This window comes from Granulicella aggregans (assembly GCF_014203275.1).
Lineage (GTDB): Bacteria > Acidobacteriota > Terriglobia > Terriglobales > Acidobacteriaceae > Edaphobacter.
The window spans coordinates 970,869-990,470 of record NZ_JACHIP010000001.1 but is presented as its reverse complement, the minus strand read 5'-3'; the positions used below and the strand labels follow the sequence as shown (position 1 = coordinate 990,470).

The 19,602-nt window shown below is 60.7% G+C and carries 16 protein-coding genes; 10 read left to right on the top strand and 6 right to left on the bottom strand.

What is annotated here, in order from left to right; all coding sequences use genetic code 11:
- Window positions 1-129: 129 nt before the first annotated feature.
- Together HDF16_RS04245 and HDF16_RS04240 are read left to right on the top strand one after the other, a co-directional pair.
- Window positions 130-1,065: an intradiol ring-cleavage dioxygenase gene (locus HDF16_RS04245; RefSeq protein WP_184213862.1), complete on the top strand. Its 936-nt coding sequence runs from the start codon at window positions 130-132 to the stop codon at window positions 1,063-1,065.
- A 114-nt stretch (window positions 1,066-1,179) separates the two neighbouring features.
- Window positions 1,180-1,704 carry a GNAT family N-acetyltransferase gene (locus HDF16_RS04240; protein WP_184213861.1) on the top strand — a complete coding sequence of 175 codons (525 nt, stop codon included), beginning with the start codon at window positions 1,180-1,182 and terminating at the stop codon, window positions 1,702-1,704.
- A gap of 185 nt (window positions 1,705-1,889) precedes the next feature.
- On the opposite strand, the gene HDF16_RS04235 is transcribed toward HDF16_RS04240, so the two are convergent.
- From HDF16_RS04235 to ald, 3 genes are all read right to left on the bottom strand, one after another.
- A complete protein-coding gene (locus tag HDF16_RS04235; protein WP_184213860.1) occupies window positions 1,890-3,278 on the bottom strand; it encodes a sigma-54-dependent transcriptional regulator in 1,389 nt (462 codons plus the stop codon).
- Window positions 3,275-5,704 carry a sensor histidine kinase gene (locus HDF16_RS04230; RefSeq protein ID WP_184213859.1) on the bottom strand — a complete coding sequence of 810 codons (2,430 nt, stop codon included), beginning with the start codon at window positions 5,702-5,704 and terminating at the stop codon, window positions 3,275-3,277. The genes HDF16_RS04235 and HDF16_RS04230 overlap by 4 nt, the downstream gene beginning before the upstream one ends.
- A gap of 64 nt (window positions 5,705-5,768) precedes the next feature.
- Window positions 5,769-6,890: an alanine dehydrogenase gene (gene ald, locus HDF16_RS04225; protein WP_184213858.1), complete on the bottom strand. Its 1,122-nt coding sequence runs from the start codon at window positions 6,888-6,890 to the stop codon at window positions 5,769-5,771.
- A gap of 121 nt (window positions 6,891-7,011) precedes the next feature.
- On the opposite strand from ald, the gene HDF16_RS04220 reads away from it, so the two are divergent.
- The 3 genes from HDF16_RS04220 to HDF16_RS04210 all read left to right on the top strand — a co-directional run bounded on the left by HDF16_RS04220 (window position 7,012) and on the right by HDF16_RS04210 (window position 10,603).
- Window positions 7,012-8,178 carry an acyltransferase family protein gene (locus tag HDF16_RS04220; protein ID WP_184213857.1) on the top strand — a complete coding sequence of 389 codons (1,167 nt, stop codon included), beginning with the start codon at window positions 7,012-7,014 and terminating at the stop codon, window positions 8,176-8,178.
- 85 nt (window positions 8,179-8,263) lie between these two features.
- Window positions 8,264-9,328, top strand: coding sequence for a rod shape-determining protein (locus HDF16_RS04215; RefSeq protein WP_281383407.1), 1,065 nt, complete (start codon window positions 8,264-8,266; stop codon window positions 9,326-9,328).
- A gap of 114 nt (window positions 9,329-9,442) precedes the next feature.
- Window positions 9,443-10,603 carry an alpha/beta hydrolase-fold protein gene (locus HDF16_RS04210; RefSeq protein ID WP_184213856.1) on the top strand — a complete coding sequence of 387 codons (1,161 nt, stop codon included), beginning with the start codon at window positions 9,443-9,445 and terminating at the stop codon, window positions 10,601-10,603.
- A gap of 49 nt (window positions 10,604-10,652) precedes the next feature.
- Here HDF16_RS04210 and HDF16_RS04205 read toward each other — a convergent pair whose 3' ends face one another.
- Window positions 10,653-11,279 carry a cytochrome P460 family protein gene (locus HDF16_RS04205; RefSeq protein WP_246408635.1) on the bottom strand — a complete coding sequence of 209 codons (627 nt, stop codon included), beginning with the start codon at window positions 11,277-11,279 and terminating at the stop codon, window positions 10,653-10,655.
- Window positions 11,280-11,472: 193 nt separating this feature from the next.
- Here HDF16_RS04205 and HDF16_RS04200 point away from each other — a divergent pair, with 193 nt between their 5' ends.
- From HDF16_RS04200 to mrdA, 3 genes are read left to right on the top strand one after another with little or no spacing between them, the layout of a single operon-like run.
- On the top strand, window positions 11,473-12,711 hold the full coding sequence (locus HDF16_RS04200) for a rod shape-determining protein MreC (protein ID WP_348641236.1): 1,239 nt from the start codon (window positions 11,473-11,475) through the stop codon (window positions 12,709-12,711).
- An 8-nt stretch (window positions 12,712-12,719) separates the two neighbouring features.
- Window positions 12,720-13,244, top strand: a complete 525-nt coding sequence (mreD, locus tag HDF16_RS04195; RefSeq protein WP_184213854.1) for a rod shape-determining protein MreD — start codon at window positions 12,720-12,722, stop codon at window positions 13,242-13,244.
- Between the two features lie 41 nt (window positions 13,245-13,285).
- A complete protein-coding gene (gene mrdA, locus HDF16_RS04190; protein WP_184213853.1) occupies window positions 13,286-15,247 on the top strand; it encodes a penicillin-binding protein 2 in 1,962 nt (653 codons plus the stop codon).
- Between the two features lie 125 nt (window positions 15,248-15,372).
- Here mrdA and HDF16_RS04185 read toward each other — a convergent pair whose 3' ends face one another.
- Window positions 15,373-16,290 (bottom strand): Nif3-like dinuclear metal center hexameric protein, encoded by a 918-nt coding sequence (locus tag HDF16_RS04185; protein ID WP_184213852.1) that lies wholly within the window; start codon window positions 16,288-16,290, stop codon window positions 15,373-15,375.
- Window positions 16,291-16,348: 58 nt separating this feature from the next.
- Here HDF16_RS04185 and rodA point away from each other — a divergent pair, with 58 nt between their 5' ends.
- Both rodA and HDF16_RS31165 read left to right on the top strand, forming a co-directional pair.
- On the top strand, window positions 16,349-17,452 hold the full coding sequence (gene rodA, locus HDF16_RS04180; RefSeq protein WP_184213851.1) for a rod shape-determining protein RodA: 1,104 nt from the start codon (window positions 16,349-16,351) through the stop codon (window positions 17,450-17,452).
- Window positions 17,453-17,528: 76 nt separating this feature from the next.
- The gene (locus HDF16_RS31165; RefSeq protein WP_281383406.1) at window positions 17,529-17,660 is read left to right on the top strand and encodes a hypothetical protein; all 132 of its coding nucleotides are present in this window, start codon (window positions 17,529-17,531) and stop codon (window positions 17,658-17,660) included.
- Window position 17,661: 1 nt separating this feature from the next.
- Here the strand turns inward: HDF16_RS31165 and HDF16_RS04175 are convergent, their stop codons facing one another.
- Complete coding sequence (locus HDF16_RS04175) at window positions 17,662-19,122, bottom strand: hypothetical protein (RefSeq protein ID WP_184213850.1); 1,461 nt, start codon at window positions 19,120-19,122, stop codon at window positions 17,662-17,664.
- Window positions 19,123-19,602: the final 480 nt, after the last annotated feature.

Sequence of the window (19,602 nt, the reverse complement as noted above, 5' to 3'; positions counted from 1 at the left end):
CATAAAGCTTGTCATCCTCCGACGAAGTCGGAGGATCTGGTTTCGCCCCTATCCTGGCCATTCCTGGCAATCGTTTACCGGCAGCCGCCGTCTAAAAACAAACCGGCTACCGCCGCCAGGAAACCAAATTTGAACGAGCTATCTCGCCGGTTATTCGTCCGCGGAGCTGTAGGCCTCGCCACCACACTGCAGTTGCAACGAGCCGCGTGGGCCCTCGGCTTCGCCTCCGCACCCGATGTCTGCAAGCTAGAAGCCGAGCAGGAGGTCGGGCCCTACTACGTGGCCAACGAAATGATTCGCCGCGACATCCGCGAGAACAAAGGAGGCTTTCCCCTGGCTCTCGATCTACTCGTCTTAGACAGCCGCACCTGCAAACCGCTGCCTTACGCCGCCATCGACGTCTGGCACTGCGACGCCCTCGGCCTCTACGCGGGCTACACGAAGAACAACCCCATGGACGGCGACGGCCCCGGCGGATTTGGTGGACCGGGTGTCCCCGGCGGGCCTCCGCCGGGCTTCGATCCCAGCCACCCCGGCCCACCTCCCGGCGACCACGGCCCCGGCGGCCCTCCTCCTAATGGAATGGGCGGCATGCAAGGTCCCCCAGCCACCGATAAGCTCACCTTTCTCCGCGGCATCCAGTTTACCGACGCAGAAGGACGCGTCAGCTTCCAGACCGTCTTCCCCGGCTTCTATCAAGGCCGCACCAACCATGTTCACTTCAAGGTTCGTCTGGGCGGTCACACCGGCCTCGCCGATAGCCATCGCACCTATCTTGTCGGCCACACCTCGCACGTCGGCCAGGTCTTCTTCCCCGAAGAGGTCTCTTTAGACCTGATGAAGCAGGAGCCCTATGCCAGCCATAAGATCCACCGCACTACCATCGCAGAGGATGGCGTCTACAACGGCCAGCACGGCGACACCTCCGTCTCAACCCTGAAGTTTCTCGAAGCTGGCAAGCCGCAGTCCGGCATGCAAGCCCACATGGTCGTAGCCGTCGACCCAACCGCCACCCCAGCCCCGGCCCGCCGCGAAGGTGGCCCGCCGCCTCCCACTCAGGGCTGAATAGGTCAAATCTTCCACCACATCGGGTGCCCCATCCATGCAGCTTTATTGCATGGGTGGGCATCGAGCGCAGCGAGACCGCTTCTCCTCCTGCGCCGGATGTACGATTACTCCGTGCCGGAAACCATCACCACGCCACGCCTTGAACTCATAGCCATCACCCCCGAGGCCCTGCGCTCCGAGCAAGCCGCCGACGGCACACTCGCCTCCATCCTCAACTGCCGCGTTCCCGCCGAGTGGCCCCATGCCGACTGGGAGCCCCACGTCTTCGAGCTCCTCCTCTCCACCTTCGCCGAACATCCGGAAGACATCGACTGGCACCGCTACATCCTTCTCCGCTCTGAAGATCAAGAGAAGCCAGTCTTGATTGGCACCACCGGTGCCTTCCGCTGGCCCTCCAACCGCTCCGAGGCCGAGTTCGGCTACGCCATCCTCCCCGAGTTTCGCCTCCACGGCTACGCCACCGAAGCCGCGAAGGCCATGCTGGCATGGATCGAAGCCCAGAATGCCGTTTCGACCGTGATCGCCCACACGTACCCCGAACTCCTCGGATCTATTCGCATCCTGGAGCGTTGCAACTTCACCGTCTCGGGTCCAGGCGCAGAACCCCGTACCTTCCGCTATGTCAGACAGCGATGATTGTTCCCGGCGAGCGGCTGCCTCGTTCCACCTTGCTGCCACCTGCGGCAAGCGCACCGTGATACTCGCCTAGGCCACCTGCACCTTTCCAGCAGCGGCCAACTCTTTGTTGCCGGAGTTACGCAGGCGAATTCGGTTCACGTAGACGCAGACTATTTCTTCAGCTCGAAAACGAGATTAGGTAGTTACTCCTTCACCGTTACGCCCAATGCCTTCATCTTCCGGTAGAGATGACTTCGCTCCAGCCCCAGTCCTTCGGCTGCTCGGCTCACGTTGCCGTGGCACTCATCCAGCTTTTTCAGGATGTAGTCCCGCTCGTACGCCTCGCGTGCCTCGAGCAGTGTCGCGAACTCCTCGCCGCGCCCGTTGCCATTTGAAGTCTTGCCCGCCTCGCGATACACCAGCGCCGGCAGATGCTTGCGATCGAGGCGCTGAATCTTCGGGTTCAGAATCAGCACCCGCTCGACGAGATTCCGCAGTTCGCGCACGTTCCCCGGCCAGTGATACTGCTTCAGAGTGGCCAATGCGTCGTCGCTCATCTCCACCCTCGCCCGCCCATACTGCTGCCCGAACTCAAGCAGAAACTCCTTGACCAGCAGCGGAATATCTTCCTTCCGATCACGCAGAGGCGGCACGTAGAAGGGAATCACGTTCAGCCTGTAGAAGAGGTCCTCGCGAAAGTTTCCTCGCGCAATCTCTTCTTCGAGATCCTTGTTCGTCGCCGCAATCACCCGGACATCGACATGCACCGGATGCGATGCCCCGACTGGCAGGAACCTCTGTTCATCGAGCGCCCGGAGCACCTTCGCTTGCGTCTTCAGACTCATGTCGCCGACCTCGTCCAGAAACAGCGTCCCTCCGTCCGCGCGCTCGAACGTCCCACGCTTCTCCGTCGGCCTGCCGTTGCCTGGAGCACCGCCACCTGGTCCCGCTCCATTGCGATAGCCAAACAGCTCCGTCTCGATGTAGTCCTCGGGAATTGCCGCGCAGTTCAGCTCCACAAAGACGCGATCTTTCCGTAGGCTCTCGGCATGCATCGCCCGACCGATTAGCTCTTTTCCCGTCCCGCTCTCTCCATAGATCAACACCCGCCCGTTCGTCGGAGCCATCAGCTTGATCTGCTGCCGTAGAGCCTTCATCGGCACGCTCTGCCCGGTCACCGTGCCCTTCACGGCAAGCTGACGCGCGAACTCAGCGTTGTCTTCACGCAGCTTCCGCGCCTGCGTTGCGTTCTTCAGCACGACCAGCGTTCGCTCCAGCGATAGCGGCTTCTCCAGGAAGTCGTAAGCTCCCAGCTTGGTCGCTTTCACCGCCGCCTCGATGGTCCCATGGCCTGAGATAATCACTACTTCAGGCGGATGCTCGAGGCTGCGAATCTCCCCCAACGCGTCGAGGCCATCGCGATCCGGCAGCCAAACATCCAGCAGCACCACGTCGTACGGAGCATCCCTTAACAGAGCCATTGCCTCGGTCGCCGTCGCAGCTGTAGTCACCAGGTACTCTTCTTCGCGCAGAATGCTCTCGAGCGACTCGCGGATCTCCTGCTCGTCGTCGACGATCAATACATGGTTCAAACCCGCACCTCTGAAACTGATTCCACTTGTTCTGTCTCGACCGTCGCCGGGTCGCCGTCACCTGCCGTCGCCGCCCGCAGTTCCACAATGAACTTCGCCCCCGCCGGGATGTTCTTCTCCGCACGGATGCTTCCCTGGTGTTCCTGCACAATCTTCGCCGCAATCGCCAGGCCCAGACCGGTGCCGCGTTGTTTGGTAGAGAAATACGGCAGAAACAGCCGTTCCCGCATCTCGTCCGTCAGCCCGCTGCCGGTGTCTGCAATCGTCAACTCCACCATGCCGCTCTCGAGCAACACGGTCGTCACCCGCATCTCGCGCAGCAGACTCGCCTGCATCGCCTCTGCCGCGTTGTCGATGAGGTTGCCCAGCGCCCGCTTCAACGCCTCAGGATCGGCCATTACCAACGGGAGATTTTTGCCGAGACGTTGTGTCAGCCGGATATTCTGCATCCGCCCAGCGAACATCGCCAGGGCGTTCTCGACGATGGTGTTCAGGTCAGCAGGGCGAGGTCGAGCGGTGGGGAACTCAGCGAGCGCCGCGAACTGGTCCACCAGCGACCGCATACTCTCGACCGACGATGTAATCACCTCGCTGCAGCGCTTGATCACGTCAGTCGAGGGCGACACGATCTGATGCCCGGCCAGCGTCTCTCCCAGCCGACCGATATGCCGATGAATTTGCTCAGCCGAAAGAGAGATCGGCGTCAAAGGATTTTTGATCTCATGGGCTACGCGCCGCGCGACTTCCTTCCACGCCGACTGCTTCTGCGCGTTCAACAGCTCCGTGGCATCTTCCAACACCACAACGTAGCCGCGCACCGACCGCTCTCCGCCGCTCACATCCTCCAGCAGAGCTACCGTAGCCAGCAGGTTTAGCTTGCCGTTGCCGCGGTCGTGGTTGGCTGCCGTCATCTCCAGTTCGCTCGATGCCGATCCCATCCGGTGGCTCCGCCGCATCAGCCGGTCCAGAACCTCCAGCACGTCGGCAGGGAAGACCTCTTCGATCCGCATCCCCAGGAACGGCCGCTGGCCTCCGGGATCGATCAGTTCGCTCAGAGCCCGGTTGGCCAGCACGATCCTTCGTTCTGCATCGAGCGTCGCCACGCCATTCGGGATCGTCTCCAGCATCGTCTCCAGCTCGCTCCGCCGTGCCTCAAGCGCCGCGTTCGCCTCGCTGATCTGGACCGTCGACTCCTGCACCTGCGCCCGGCTGCTCTCGAGATCGCCCACCATACGGTTGAAGCTGTGCACCAGGTCGCCCAGCTCTTCGGTCGCACTCTCCTGCACGCGGTGGGCATAATCACCTGCGGCGATTTGGTCCATCGCATCAGCCAGCGCCTCTACCGGCTTGGTCACCTGCTTCGAGAGATGCAGCGCCAGCCAGCTCGAAGCAAAGAGCGCGAGGCTGGTGATCATCAATAGAAGCTGCATGTACACGGCGCGAATCTGTCGACGCGCGCGAAATAGCGTCCAGTAGCCGTCGGCGTCCGCGCGCAGTCGAGCCACGGTTGCAGCAAGACCGTAGGGCATCGGCAGTCCTACTACGATCAAGCCGCCTTCCTTCATGCCCGCCAGGCCTAGAGCATAGTCCGTATTTCCAATGCTGAAGAGCGGAAGATCGGTCCGCTGGGCCGCTGCAAGAATTGTCGCTTCAGTCGCCGGTTGTGTCGCCGATGGGGCTGTCCGCTCACGCGCCGAATCGCTCGCAGCGTGTTCCCCGCCACTCGCTGGGTGCCCTTGTTCTTCCTCATCGATTGGACCGGAAGGCCACGGCTTTACCTTCAGCTCGGTCGCCTCGCCCTTTTCAGCGGGAACATGGAATGAAGCCAGCTCCCGGCCATCACGGTAAACGATTGCGAAGCCGCCCTGCAGCGTGATCTCGTGCTGGCTAAGTACCGGCCGAAGCTCTGTGCCTTGCAGAGAAAGATCCCTCGCGAGTCCCGATGGAGAACCTCCGATGGACGCTGCAATCGAGTCCGCCTCTGCCCGGGCGTTTGCCGCCGTGTAACGCGAGAGCTCCAATGCCATCTGGTTGCTGTCGTCACGCATCTCGGTCACAGGCTTCGAAAACCAGTGATCGACGGCGCGGTTCATCAGCACGAAATTGAACAGCGACATGAACGCGATGGGCAGCAGGCTCACTAACACCGCTCCCCAAAGCATCCGGGTGCGCAGGCGGCTACCCATCACCCGGCTGCGCTGATCCGCATACAACTTCAGAACGTTGCGCCCCAGCAGAAGCAACACGAACACGAAGACCAGAAACACGACCGCCGACAGGCCGGTGAAGACAAAGATCTCCTCGGTCGTCGATGGATTAATGAACTTCAGGTTGTTCGTCAGCGTCGCTACCGTTGCAATCAGCAGCACGAGCACACTGCCCAGCACGATAATGACGGCTTTACGCCGGACGTTGCCTGTCGCCATCGCTGGTCTTCACCCCGGAGAATCGGCCTTATCCAAATCATTAATGCCGATTCATTCGTTCAGTCTAATCCCAGACATCCACTCCAGCCACCGGCTTCCACTCCCGGTCTTGGGCCTTGGCCACCGCCTCGTAGGTCAGAACGCCGTGATAGGTGTTCACGCCCTCGGCGATGCCCGCGTCCTCGTGGATTGCAGCCCTTGCCCCCAGCTTCGCCAGCTTCATCACATAAGGAAAGGTGGCGTTGGTCAGCGCCAGTGTCGAAGTATAAGGAACTGCCGCAGGCATGTTCGTTACGCAGTAGTGGACCACACCGTTGACTTCGTACGAAGGATCGCTGTGCGTCGTCGGACGCGCCGTCTCGATGCAGCCGCCCTGGTCGATCGCAACGTCCACGATGACCGCACCCTTCTTCATCTTCTCGACCATCGCCTTGGTCACGATCTTCGGTGCCGCTGCTCCCGGAATCAGCACGCCGCCGATCACCAGATCAGCCTCGCGCACCGCCGCTTCCACGTTGTAGCTGTTCGACGAGACCGTATAGAGGCGTCCGCCGAAGATGTCATCCAGCTCTCGCAGCCGATTCAAATTCATGTCGATCAGGGTGACCTTCGCTCCCATGCCCAGCGCGATCTTCGCAGCGTTCGTGCCCACGATGCCACCGCCGATGATGCAAACGTTACCCGGAGCCACACCCGGAACGCCGCCGAGCAGAACTCCGCGCCCGCCGTGTTCTTTCTCAAGATATGCCGCTCCCACCTGCACGCTCATTCTGCCCGCGACTTCGCTCATCGGCGTCAACAGCGGAAGCGTGCCCGCTTTGTCGCGCACCGTCTCGTAGGCTATGCCCGTCACCTTCTTTTCTAGGAGAGCATCGGTCAGCCCACGCAACGGGGCAAGATGCAGGTAGGTAAACAGTACGAGCCCTTCGCGAAAGTTACGGTATTCCTTTTCGACCGGCTCCTTGACCTTGACCACCATGTCGGCAAGGCCCCACACGTCAGGCGCTCCGCCAACGATCTCCGCGCCAGCCTCCTGGAAGTCCTCGTCCGCAAACGCCGACAGCGCGCCCGCATTCTGCTCCACCAAAACCTTGTGACCAGCCTCGGTCAACGCCTTCACGCCCGCCGGGGTTATCCCGACCCGGGTCTCGTGGTCTTTCACTTCCTTCGGCACGCCAATAATCACGGTTTCCTCCGTCTTTGCCTGTCTGATTGCTCGTCTACTTTTCCGATTGTATAGAGGCAACTTCAAAACTCTTCGCCCCGCCTGCGATAGCCCATCCCCATGCTATCCTCACTCGAATCCCATGGCCTTAGCCAGCGGTACAAGCTCCATCGATCAGACCGACACGAATTCTTTCAAGGACACCAGCGCCTCCGTCCTGTTCGATCTCATCCGAGGCCTTGCGGCCTTGATCGTCCTCTTCGGACACTGGCGCAACCTGGTCTTCGTCGACTATCCCAGCGTCGCCACGCATCGCCTCATCCTCGCTCTGCCCTACGCTCTTACATCCGCCGGACATCAGGCCGTTGTCATCTTCTTCGTCCTCAGCGGCTATCTGATCAGCGGCAGCGTCTTTCGCTCCTTTACCCGCAATCGTTGGACATGGATCGACTATCTCACCCACCGACTCGTCCGGCTCTGGGTCGTTCTCATCCCCGGATTACTTCTGTGCCTGTTATGGGACTCAGCCGGCCTGGCTCTCCATCTTGCTCCAGCCCTCTATAGCGGCCATCTGCGCGAGGGATTCATAGGAAACATCCCGGCGCGGCTAACTCCGCGGGTCTTCTTCGGCAATCTCTTCTTCCTCCAGAATCTCCTCGTCCCAGTCTTCGGCTCGGACGGGCCGCTCTGGTCGCTTGCCAACGAGTTCTGGTACTACCTGCTCTTTCCCCTTGGCCTGGTCGCCCTGCGCAGCCAGACCCCCACGTTCCAGCGCCTCGCGTGTGGCGTGCTCTTCCTGGCGACGGCCTGGTTTCTGCGCCATGACATTCTTCTGCTCTTTCCCATCTGGCTGGCGGGAACTGTGCTCGCCTTGGTCCCGCCTCAGCGGCTCCGACCCCGCACCCGCGTCATCGCCGCAGTCATATACGCGCCGCTGCCCTTCGTCTTTGCAAAGCTCCACGGTCTCCCCGCTATGCTCTCCGACTACTTGTTTGGCGTAGCGACCTCCCTCTTTCTCTGGATAGTCCTCTCTGCAACCGGACCCGCCGATCCGAAGCTGCTCTTCACCCGGTTCTCCCGATCCATCGCGAAATTTTCGTACACCCTCTACGTCGTTCACCTACCCTTCGCCTTGTTTCTGACGACTCTCATCATGGGCGAGCGCCGCTGGACTCCAGATGCCGCTCACGTCGTCATGGGCCTCGCCATCGCCGCTGCGGTCCTCGTTTACGCATGGTTGATCGCTTTGACGACGGAGTTTCACACCGACCGAGTCCGCCATTGGATCGAAGCCCGCGTTCGCCGCTGATCTCCCTCTGGCCCCGCCGAAGACCCTCCCACGCCTCAGGGCTTACAATGGATGAAGACCCGAAACAGGAAACGACTCACGCCCAATGCCATCGAACGGTTACCAAATGCGGTACTCGCGCATACACAATATGCGCTCGCTCTTCAGCCTCTTTTCAAGCGACCTGGCCATCGACCTGGGAACCGCCAATACCCTCGTCTTCGCCCATGGCAAGGGCATCATCGTCAATGAACCTTCGATCATTGCAGTCAACAAGATCACTAATGAGGTCGAGGCCGTCGGCAGGGAAGCGAAAGAGATGCTGGGCCGCACTCCCGGCAACATCGTGGCCATTAAGCCCATGAAGGACGGCGTCATTGCCGACTTCCGCCACACTGAAAAGATGCTTAACTACTTCATTCAAAAGGCGCACAACCGCAAGATGATGGTGCATCCGCGCATCGTCATCGGCGTCCCTTCTGAGATCACGCAGGTAGAAAAACGCGCTGTCATGGACTCGGCCTATCGCGCCAAGGCCTCCGAAGTGCATCTCGTAGAACAGGCCATGGTCGCCGCCATCGGTGCTGGCCTTCCCATCACCGAGCCCGGCGGCAACATGGTCGTCGATATCGGCGGCGGTACCACCGACATCGCCGTCATCTCGCTCGCCGGCATCGTCTACTCGCGCTCCGTCCGCATGGCCGGCAACCAGATGGACGAAGCGGTGATGACGTATCTGAAGCGCAAGTACAACCTGCTCATCGGTGAGCGCACCGCCGAACAGATCAAGATCGAACTCGGGTCGGCCTATCCGCTCGATAAGCCGATCACGATGGAGGTCAAGGGCCGCAACCTCATCGAGGGCGTGCCGAAGACCATCACCATCGAAGACTCCGAGATCCGCGAGGCCCTCGGCGAGTGCATCGCGACCATCATCAACGCCATCCGCGTGGCTCTCGAACGCACTCCGCCGGAGCTTTCTGCCGACATCTCAGACCGCGGTATCGTCCTCACCGGTGGCGGCGCGCTCATCAAGAACCTCGACAAGCGCATCCGCGAGGAAACGGGCCTTCCCGTTTCGATCGCCGATGACCCGCTTGCGTCGGTTGTTCTCGGCACCGGCAAGATGCTCTCGGACTTCAAACTCCTACGCAAAATCTCGATCGACTAAGGGTTCCCGAAACTTCGTCATCTCCAATGAAGGTCCTTGCAGCTTTGCCGCATGGACCTTCATTCTTTTGTGCCGCCAAGCGAACGTAAACATCCGTAGGGTAGACTTTCGCCCATGAGTCTTTCGGGTAGATTGCACCTCTCCGGCCTTTCGCTTGGCCTCGTTCTTGGTTTGTCTTACACGGCGTGCCTTCAAGCGCAAACCCCAATCCCGCCGCACACCTCACAGATTGTCAATCCCGATCACAGCGTGACCTTCCGCTACATCGATCCCACCTCAGCCTCCGTCTCGGTCGTCGTCGACAACATCAAAGACCCTATCTCCATGACGAAGGACGCCGATGGCCTCTGGAGCGTCACGACCCAGCCGCTTGTGCCCGAGATCTACGAGTACCACTTTCTCGCCGACGGCCAGACCCGCCGCGACCCCACCACGCTCGCCGTTACCGGGAGCACCTATTTCCCGCTCACCAACTTCCTTAACGTTCCCGGCGACGGCCCACTGTCCTGGGACGCCACTGACGTCCCCCATGGCGAGCTGCACCGCCACATCTACACAACGCACATCGTTCAAGGAGTATCGCGCAACCAGAGTGACTACATCGTCTACACCCCGCCCGGATACAACCCCTCCGCGAAACAGGTCTACCCCGTCCTCTACCTTTTGCACGGCTGGGGCGATATGGCGATCGGCTGGACCGACAAGGGCAGGGCAAACTTCATCCTCGACAACCTCATCGCGCAAGGGAAGGCAAAGCCGATGGTCGTCGTGATGCCGCTAGGCTACGGCGATACCGCCTTTGTCAGCGACTGGGGTGTCTGGGGACACGACGAGCCGATCGAGCACAATCTTGACCTCTACAGCCAGGTGTTGCTCACCGAGATCATGCCGCGCGTCGAGAGCGAGTACCGCATCTCGAAGGATCGCAACGGCCGAGCGATCGCTGGTCTATCCATGGGTGGCCTCGAAGCCCTCTCGATCGGCCTCCACAACACCGATAAGTTTGCCTACATCGGCGGTTTCTCTTCCGCTGTTCATCGGCTAAACTTCATCAAGAGCTTGCCGCTTTTGACTCCGAAGGATGCGAACCTGAAGCTGCTCTGGGTCTCCTGCGGTACTGGGGACAATCTCATCGAGCCCAACCGCAAGCTCGTCGCCTTCCTCAAGGGCGATAACTTGGCGGTTACGGCGATTGAAACGCCCGGCTTGCACACCTGGCCCGTCTGGCGCGACAACCTGACCAACTTCGCCCCACTGCTCTTCCAGACGAAGTAGCCGAAAAGCTGTGTGGTCCACGTCTCGCTTCTGAGACGTGGACCACCACCTACTTCTTCGTTCCCTCAACCATCTCACTCACATAAGCCTTGCTCAGCGTCGCCTTATCCTTCGCGACCGCCAGCAGAGTCGGGTAGAACTGAACAAACGTCGTATCCACCGCCGCATGCTGCTGATGGCAGGAGTAACAGGGGGCAGCCTGCGGGATGATCCTCGCCGCCTTCATGCCGTCAAACGAATAAAATCCCCATCCGCCAGGCAGGGAAGAGTCCTTCACATGGACCTCCAGCCCCATGATTTCTCCGGTCTGCGTCAGCCCGTGCCTGTTCAGAGAAGCCTGGTGCTCCCCGCCATGCACCGCACCGCTGTTCTCCAGCACCAGCGCCGTTCCATCCGGCCACGTCCCGGACTTCATGAACACCCTATAACTCGACGGATTCACGAAGACGGTGTTGAACATCGAGTGGTCCGATGCGTCTTCCTTCGTGTTGTAGCTCATGTCCACGCCGGAGCCCAGGTAGACCCACTCGCGATACTGCGCCGGGAACTGAAGTTCCTTATCCGCCGTAATCACGGGCCCATCGGAAGCCGAAACAGGAGCAACTGAATCTGGGCAGACGACGGCGAACAGCATCGTCGATGCCATGGCAAGCGAGATCATCAGTCGGATTTGCATGGTCCACCTTCAGGAATGAGTGATTTCAGAACAAGGTACGCGTCCGCCGCCCGGTGAGTTCCCACTTATCCAGAAAAGTCTCAAGCTCGCCACTCTCGCTGCACGAGAAAAGCCGCGAATTTGCTGGATAATAGAGAGGGGTGGTTGTTCTTAGCTGATGGAATCTTTCTTCGTCCGATTCAGAAATGCACTTGTGCTGGTAACGGTCCTGCTGCTGCAGACCATCCTGCTCGCGGTGCAGGTGCGCGACCTTCGCGGCCCCAGCCAACCCGACGGCCGCAAAGTCACGCTTCTCCGCTCCTGGGCCGTCGCCGCAGTGGCTCCGTTTGAACGCTCGACTGGCTTTATCGGCAGAACAGTCCGTGGTGGCTGGGCCAACTACATCGACCTCCGCCATACCCGGCAGCAGAACTCCGACCTTGAAAAAGAGGTCGCCCGGCTCCGCCTCGAACAGGCCCAGTTTGCCGAGGACGCCATCCAGGGACGACGTCTGCAGGCGCTGCTCGACTTTCGCCGCCAGTACGTCACCTCCACCGTCGCCGCGCAGGTCATCGGCACCAGCGGCGTCGATTCTTCACGCGTTCTGTTGATCGACAAGGGCGCCGACTACGGCCTCAAGCCGGACATGGCCGTCATCACCCCTGATGGCATCGTCGGCAAACTCCGCGACGTCTTCCCGCACACTGCGCAGGTGCTGGAGATCGACGATCCATCATCCGGAGCGGGAGTCATCCTCGCCAGCACTCGCATCCGCGCCATCATTCATGGCGGCCCCGACGGCAAGGTGCAGATCGGCAATCTCACCGCCGACAGCCGCATCAAGCCGGGCGAGATCGTCCTCACCTCGGGTGGCGATCAGGTCTTTCCCCGCGGCCTGAAGGTCGGCACGATCGAGTCCCTCGCCCCCGACAAGGACCGTCAGCTCTACAGCCTCATCAACATCAAGCCGGCCGTTAATCTCTCGCAACTTGAAGAAGTGCTGATCATCACCGCCACCCAGGCCGACCTCTCCGCGCAGGCGCAGCAGGATCTCGCCCAGGGAGAGGCTTCCGGCGAGCAGATCAAGGCGGACGCCAAGCGAGCCGCCGACCTCGCCGCCGAGCGTCTCCCCAGCCTCACGCCTCCGCCCAACGCCGACGGCACACCCGCTGTCGACCCGGCCGCAGCCAAACCCGGCGAGCCGCCGAAGCCCGTAACCATCGTCCCCAGGACGACGCCGGTCCTCCATCCAGACCGCTACTCTCCTGGCCAGACGCCTCCGGCATCCACTCTCACGCCCGGCGGCCAGAACTCTAATCCGGCACGGGCGACGTTCGTGCCGGATAGCTCCACCGATTCGTCTGCGACTGCGCCGGCTCCCACCCCGCGCAAGAAGCCGGTAACGCCTTCCCCTTCAACTCCCCCCGGAACTCCCAAGGAGCCGCAGCGCTAGGCGCGACCATGGCTACCCGCAGTTATACCTCCCGCCGCGAGCTCGACGAGCATACCTTTCACCCCGCCGTCGCTCTTCTCGTGCCCGTCGCGTTCATCATCCTGCAGGCGCTGCTGCCGAAGCCGTTCCCGAAGCTCGCGATCCTCGATCTCCCGCTAATCGCGACTATCTTCTTCGCCGTCAGCCGCCGCAACCCCATTGCTGGCACCTTCACCGGCATGGTGATCGGCCTGCTGCAGGACGTGCTCACTAACCAATACATCGGCATCAACGGCATCACCAAGTCCATCATCGGTTATACCGCCGCCAGCATCGGCTTCAAGGTCGACGTCGACAACCTCTCCACCCGGTCCCTGATGTGCTTCGCCTTTTCCCTCGCGCAGAGCGGCCTGCTCTATCTCATCCAGAACCATCTCCTCGGACACCTGGGCGTGCCCGTGCTCTGGCTGCACGAACTCATCCGCGCGGTGGTTAACACCCTGGTTGCCATCCCCATCTTCTTCCTGCTCGACCGCACAAGATCCGATGAATAGCCGCATAGCGGGACTAAACTGAACGCAGGGCAGCTCTAATCATGGAAAACACGCCACAAGCCGAGGTCGTTCGCGCTGGCAACGAAGAGAAGCTCGCGCCTGGCAAACTCCACGCCGCGCAATACATCGTCGCGCTGGTGCTGGTCGTACTGCTCGGCGGCCTGTGGCGCCTGCAAGTCATCGGTGCCAGTAACTATCGCCTCCTAGCCGAAGCAAACCGCATTCGCAAGGTTCCTGTCCTCGCGCCGCGCGGCAAGCTCTTTGACCGCGATGGCCGCATCCTCGTCGATAACTACCCTTCCGTCACCTGCTACATCCTTCGCGAGCAGATCCGCGACGCCAGCAAAGATAGCCCCGAGCTTGCCCTGATCGCCCGAGGTCTCAACCTCACCGTCGATCAGGTTCAAAGCATCCTGCGCCACTATCAGCTTGCTCCCAAGTACGAGCCCATCCCGCTCAAAAAGGACATCACCCCCGACGAGCAGGCCTTCATCGCCGCCCATCGCGACGAACTTCCCGAGCTCGAAACCCAGGACGAGCAGCGCCGCCTCTATCCCAGCGACGGCTTCGCTGCCCACCTCATCGGCTACGTCGGCGAAGTCTCCGAGCAGATGCTCGACGACGAGCGATACGCGGCCTACTCCGCAGGCGACGTCGTCGGACGCTCGGGCGTCGAACAAACCTACGACGCCGTTCTGCGCGGCACCGACGGCTACCGCAATATCATCGTCAACAGTCACGGTAAGGAGGTCGGCCAGCTTGGCCAGCAACTCGCCGTTCCCGGCCAGGACCTGAAGCTGACGATCGATCTCGACATCCAGATGGCCGCCGAGAAAGCGCTCCAGGGCAGGAACGGCGCAATCGTCGCCATGGATCCGCATACCGGCGAGATCCTTGCGCTCGCCTCCCGTCCGACCTACGATCCCAACGCCTTCGCCGTCCGCCTGACCAAGGCATACTGGTCGCAGATCATCAACGATCCCGAACACCCTCTTCTGAACAAAGCCATTCAGGCCCAACTCGCTCCCGGTTCTACTTTCAAGATCATCATGTCCGTCGCTGGACTGGAGGAGAACGTTGCCCAGGACATGCGCGTGAACTGCGCGGGCGGAGCGACTTTCTATGGCCACTTCTACGCCTGCGACGCGCGCCACGGTGGTGTCGACATCCACAACGCGATCCCGCTCTCCTGCGATACCTTCTACTACACGCTCGCCAACCGTCTCGGCATCGACACCATTGCGAAGTACGCGACCGCGCTGGGCATCTCGCAGAAGACCGGCATCGACCTGCCGAACGAGGCCAGCGGCACCATGCCCTCGACCGCCTGGAAGCTGAAGACCCAGCACGCGCCCTGGTATGTCGGTGAAACCATCTCGGTCGGCATCGGTCAGGGTGCGGTCACGGTCACGCCTATCCAACTCGCTCGTGCGCTCGGCGGCATCGCTTCTGGCGGCGCAATGCAACGCCCCCACGTCGTCTTTCCGGATGAGGTCCCCTCCGAGCTCCGGCAGGCCATCGCGGAGAACTTCCCCGGCTCCGGCGAGAAGGCATTCCCGCTCTCCGTCCCCAACTGGCAGCTCATCACCGACGCCATGGCGCAGACCACCATCACCGGCACTGCCGCCGCCGTGCACATGGCGAACATCGACTTTGCCGGCAAAACCGGTACCGCGCAGCTGGTCAGCCAGAACTTCGGTGCGAAGGGCATGGGTAGCGGAGCGAACCGGGCCAACGCCTGGTTCGTCGGCATGGTCCCACGCCGGAACCCGGACATCGTCGTCGCCGTACTGGTCGAGCACGGCGGCTTTGGCGGAGCGGCCTCAGCGCCCCTGGCTGCCCAGGTCATCAACACCTTCGTGACCAAGAAGCGCAAGCAGGACAACAACCTCGTGGTCGCCGAGGTGCCGAAGCCCAAACCTGCCGAGACGCCTGCGCCGGGAGAGGCGGTCGCCGCTCCTCAACCTGCAGCGATCAAACAATCCTCGCCCGCCGCTGAATAGACCCAGCTTGGTCCACGTATGCGCCCCCAAAAGAAGCGTCATCTCGACCGGGCCCTGGGCAGCGCGAAGGGGAAGTGGAGACACCCCCGCATTTCGTTTTCATCCCGCACAGCCGCGTCGAATGTTCACTTCGCCTTCGCCATCGGCGGATGATCCGGATTCCACATCGGCTGTCCCGCTACGATGTGATCGACTCGCATCCCCGGAAACAACTCGCGTAACTCAGTCGCGCACTGCTCCATGCCCGGCTCTTCTGAAACCTCATGCCCTAACAGGATCATTGCCTTGTGCCGTCCCTGCGCCACCGCGTCCCGGACATACTCGACCGTCTCCCACTCGCTTGCCTCGCCTGCAATCAACAGCTCTACCTCTGGAGCATTGAGTGCGGTTACCTGCTCCTTCAGGCCCGCCGCGCCTGGTATCAGAGCTACATGAGTAATGGAAAGGCTCGGATCGCCCTCGACACGCAGGGTCTCGGCGTGGAACCGCTCTTTCAGCGACTTCGCTAGCTCACCCAGCGTGGTCGCAGGGATAGTGACGAAGTATTCGCCGTGCGGAAACGCCGGGTGCGGCAGCTTCTCCCATCCGAAGGCCTTATAGACGCCCTCAAGGATGTGGTCGCCCTTCGGATCAGCATGGATTTGGTCATGTAGGCGGTAGACCACCAGGTGGTGCTCCACGATGTAAGCCATCTTCTCCTTGTAGACCGGATCGTTAACGAAGTCCTTCGTCTCGTCGCGATGGTTATAGAACGTGGGCTCGTGAGAGATGATCAGGTTGTCACCGCGCTTCACCGCGTCACGCAGCACCTCCATGGTGTCGAGAAACGTAGTCGCGATGCCGGTAACTGGTGTCGACGGATCGCCGCCCTTCAGCGTGTCCACCGTATCTGTCGGCGGCGCTTCGGCGTAGCGATGCTCGATGCGTAGCCAGGCTTCGGCGGCGGTGGGAGTCTGCGCGAACGCGGGCGCAGTGTAGAGACTGAAGCCAAGCGCCAGCGACGCTCCGCTTAGGACGACAGAAAGATTACGAGTCCGGTTCATTCCAGCCATCTTATCGTCGCCTGTAGCCATCCGGCTGCTTTTAGAAGATGCTTAACCCATGCGTCGTTTCAACTCCACGTACTTCCGCGACTTCGACTGGGTGTTGCTAGGCTTCGTCCTGCTGCTCTCCGTCATCAGCGTGCTCGAGATCAAGTCCGCGACGCTTCAGACCAAGTTCCGCGGCTTTGAGACCAAGCAGGTGGAGTTCCTCATTGTCGGCCTCATCTTGATGTTCATCATCTCCATCGTGGACTATCACACACTCATCGACATCGCCCCATGGGCTTACGGCGTGAGCCTGGTCTCGTTGGTGGCCGTGCGATTAGTCGGCAGCAAAGTCCTCGGAGCCCGCCGCTGGATCAAACTCGGTGGCTTCCACTTCCAGCCGTCGGAATGGGTCAAGCTCGTGCTCATCGTCGCCGTCGCCCGATACTTCTGGGGGTTGGCAGGTCGAGACCTGAGTTGGCGCGACATCGGCAAGGTCTTCGCCTTGGTCTGCGTTCCCATGGCAATGGTCCTCCTCCAGCCGGACCTGGGCACCTCGCTCACCTACGTGCCTATCCTCGTCTGTGGCCTCTTTCTCGGTGGCCTCCGCATCAAGCAGGCGGCGATCCTCCTGCTTGTCTTCGCCTTAATCGGTGGAATCGCATGGAAGTCCGGCAAGCTCCTCAAGCCCTATCAGAAGGCCCGCCTCACAGCCTTTATGGATCCCGATAATGACCCTAAGGGCTCGGGCTACCAGATTCGCCAATCTTTGATCGCCGTTGGCTCGGGCGGAATCTGGGGTAAGGGCACTAATAAAGGTACCCAGACCCAGGGCGACTTCCTCCCCATCCCCTACACCGACTTCATCTTCGCCGCCTTCTCAGAGGAGCACGGATTCGTTGGCGCGGTCGGCGTCCTCGTCCTCTACTTCCTCATCCTGATGCGCTTGATCCAAAACGCCCAGACCGCCTCCGACCTTCCCGGGGCCTTTATTATCATGGGGATAGTCGCGGTCATCGTCTTCCAGATCGCCGTCAATATAGGCATGGTCGTCGGCCTGATGCCGGTCACCGGCATTCCGCTGCCGTTGATGAGCTATGGCGGATCGTCGATCCTCTTCACCTTTCTCGCTCTGGGCATCGTCATGAACATCCGCATCCGGCGTTTTGTGAACTGAATCACTTTGGGTGGCTCGGCTTCACGGTCTGCTTCGCCGGGTGAAGCGTATAGTTATGCATAGCGGAGGTTCTGCGATGAAGCATCTACAAGCGGTGAAGCAGCTCGGTGGCGGAAGCAACAGTCCTGGTGGCGGCAGCAACAGCCCGGCCAGAGATATGGCTCTTATGGGCGGCGGATCCGGCGGCTCCGTACAAGCTGCGGCTTAGTTCAGATAGGCCAGACCTGCCAATCGATTCGGTAGGTCGCTCCCGGCAGTGGGTACAGGATCTCAATCTCTAGTTGATGCGGCGAGCGGGGGATTGGCGTGAACGTGATCCGACTCGCTTCAGCATCGTGGCGGTTTCCGCGGAAGCTGCAACTCCTGTCGGGCAAAGCCATGCTGAAGAGACACGCTGGATCGAGCGTAATGACGGTACGGAATCTCCTGTAGGGAAACTCGCAGGTAAATTCATAAAAATCCTGCCCGCTGATCGCGAATGCGTTGGCATTCCATTCGGCCCTCATCTCGAATAGAACGATCGCCCCCTGTGGAGGATTGATCGTTCCCATGGGATCAATCGAGCGTATCTCGAAGGCGGCAAGATTCGGTTTCGGCGTGGTCGATACATCGACAGCCTTTATGCTGTCCTGCGGAAAGTCCTTGAAGCCGCCGCTCCTGAACTTTGCGATCTGCTCTTCGAAGTCACCGATCTTTTCCCCGGGCAACGGGCAGAACACAGCCCGGGATACGTGTGCTTCCTTCTGCTTACAAGCGGAGTTCCACGTAGTCCATCGCTCGAAGGTCGTTCGGTCGGCTGCAAGCACGTGGATGAGTGAGACCTGATGCACCGTGATCGAGCCATCAGGCCGGACGAAGATCGTCTCATCCATATCGTGTACGCCGTAACCGTACCGGCGAACGCAGCTTACGTAGTGCGCTGAGTCGCTCGGCTTCAAGTTACGTGGCTCTTTGGGCCACACTCGGCGGGTAGCCCAGCGAATCACCTCTGTCACGACGTTGATGCGGACTAGCTCCATCACAGCTATGGTGACCTTGAGAATCGGCCACGCCCAGCGAAACAGTTTGAGGAACCTGACAGAGTTCCACAGGGCCAGGGATTTGGCGGGGGCCTGTGCAAACCACACCACGGGGAGCGTGGTGAAGAGAATGCTCAGCACAAACTTCTCCGTATCCGCCTCAAAGTGCAGAGGTTTGTAGCGATGTTGCAGCCACGCCAAGGCGTTGTCAGCGTAGACCGGAAGGGTCCAGTGAAGCTCGACCAAAGCCGCGGCTGCGACGACAAGCGCAACTCCCAGCCACTCGCGGGCCTCCGAGATCTTGTCGTCATACGCCTGCATCTGCCGGAGAAGTCCACGGATGTCCTCGTCGACCTGACCCGGGTCTTTATCGCGCAGATCGGCAAACGCCATCTCAAATCCGGCCAGTAAGCCCAGGCAGCCGAGTACAAAGATCTCTCCAATGGAGTACCAGACGGCATCGTATCCGCCATGAATCAGCGAGAGAAACCACGTTTGGATGAGCACGACAGCGAAGAGAAGCCAGAGCACGTTCGCCAGTGTCTGTGCAGCCAAGAGCAGGATTTTTCGCAACAGGAAGAGCACGTGACGGCAGAATTGCAGGACGAACCAGGCACGTCTGTGGACGGGCGTATCTGAATCCTTCGGCACGAAGCGTCTCCCGTGTGTTGGCGACCATGATCGCACAACTTCGAAACAGAACCCCTCCCAACTTTCCCCCGCTTTGTGAACTGACGGTAAAGTGGTAGAAATAAGGCAGGCAACGCGCTATCTCAGCGGACGCCGGGGTTCACTCCCGACTCGTTTAGCGCAAGCCCTCTCTCAGTCTCGGTTGACTTACTCGCCGGTCGTATAGAAACTGCAGGGACCGCAGTAGATGCAGCAGATTTGGTGCAGAGCTACGCGTAACACCTGTACGGTCAGACGCCGTATAGCGAAATAACCCGCTCCCTTTGGCGCAAGGCGCCGGCAGCGGCAACAAGACTTTAGAAAAAGGCCGGCCAGGCTGAGGATCGACTCCAATGGCCGGACAGGATTTTGGAATGATCGCATCCGGAAGGCAAACGGCCCCGCCTCTACATGAGGCTGTCTTGGTCACCTCCTCATGCCGATCGCCGCAAGAAGCATATC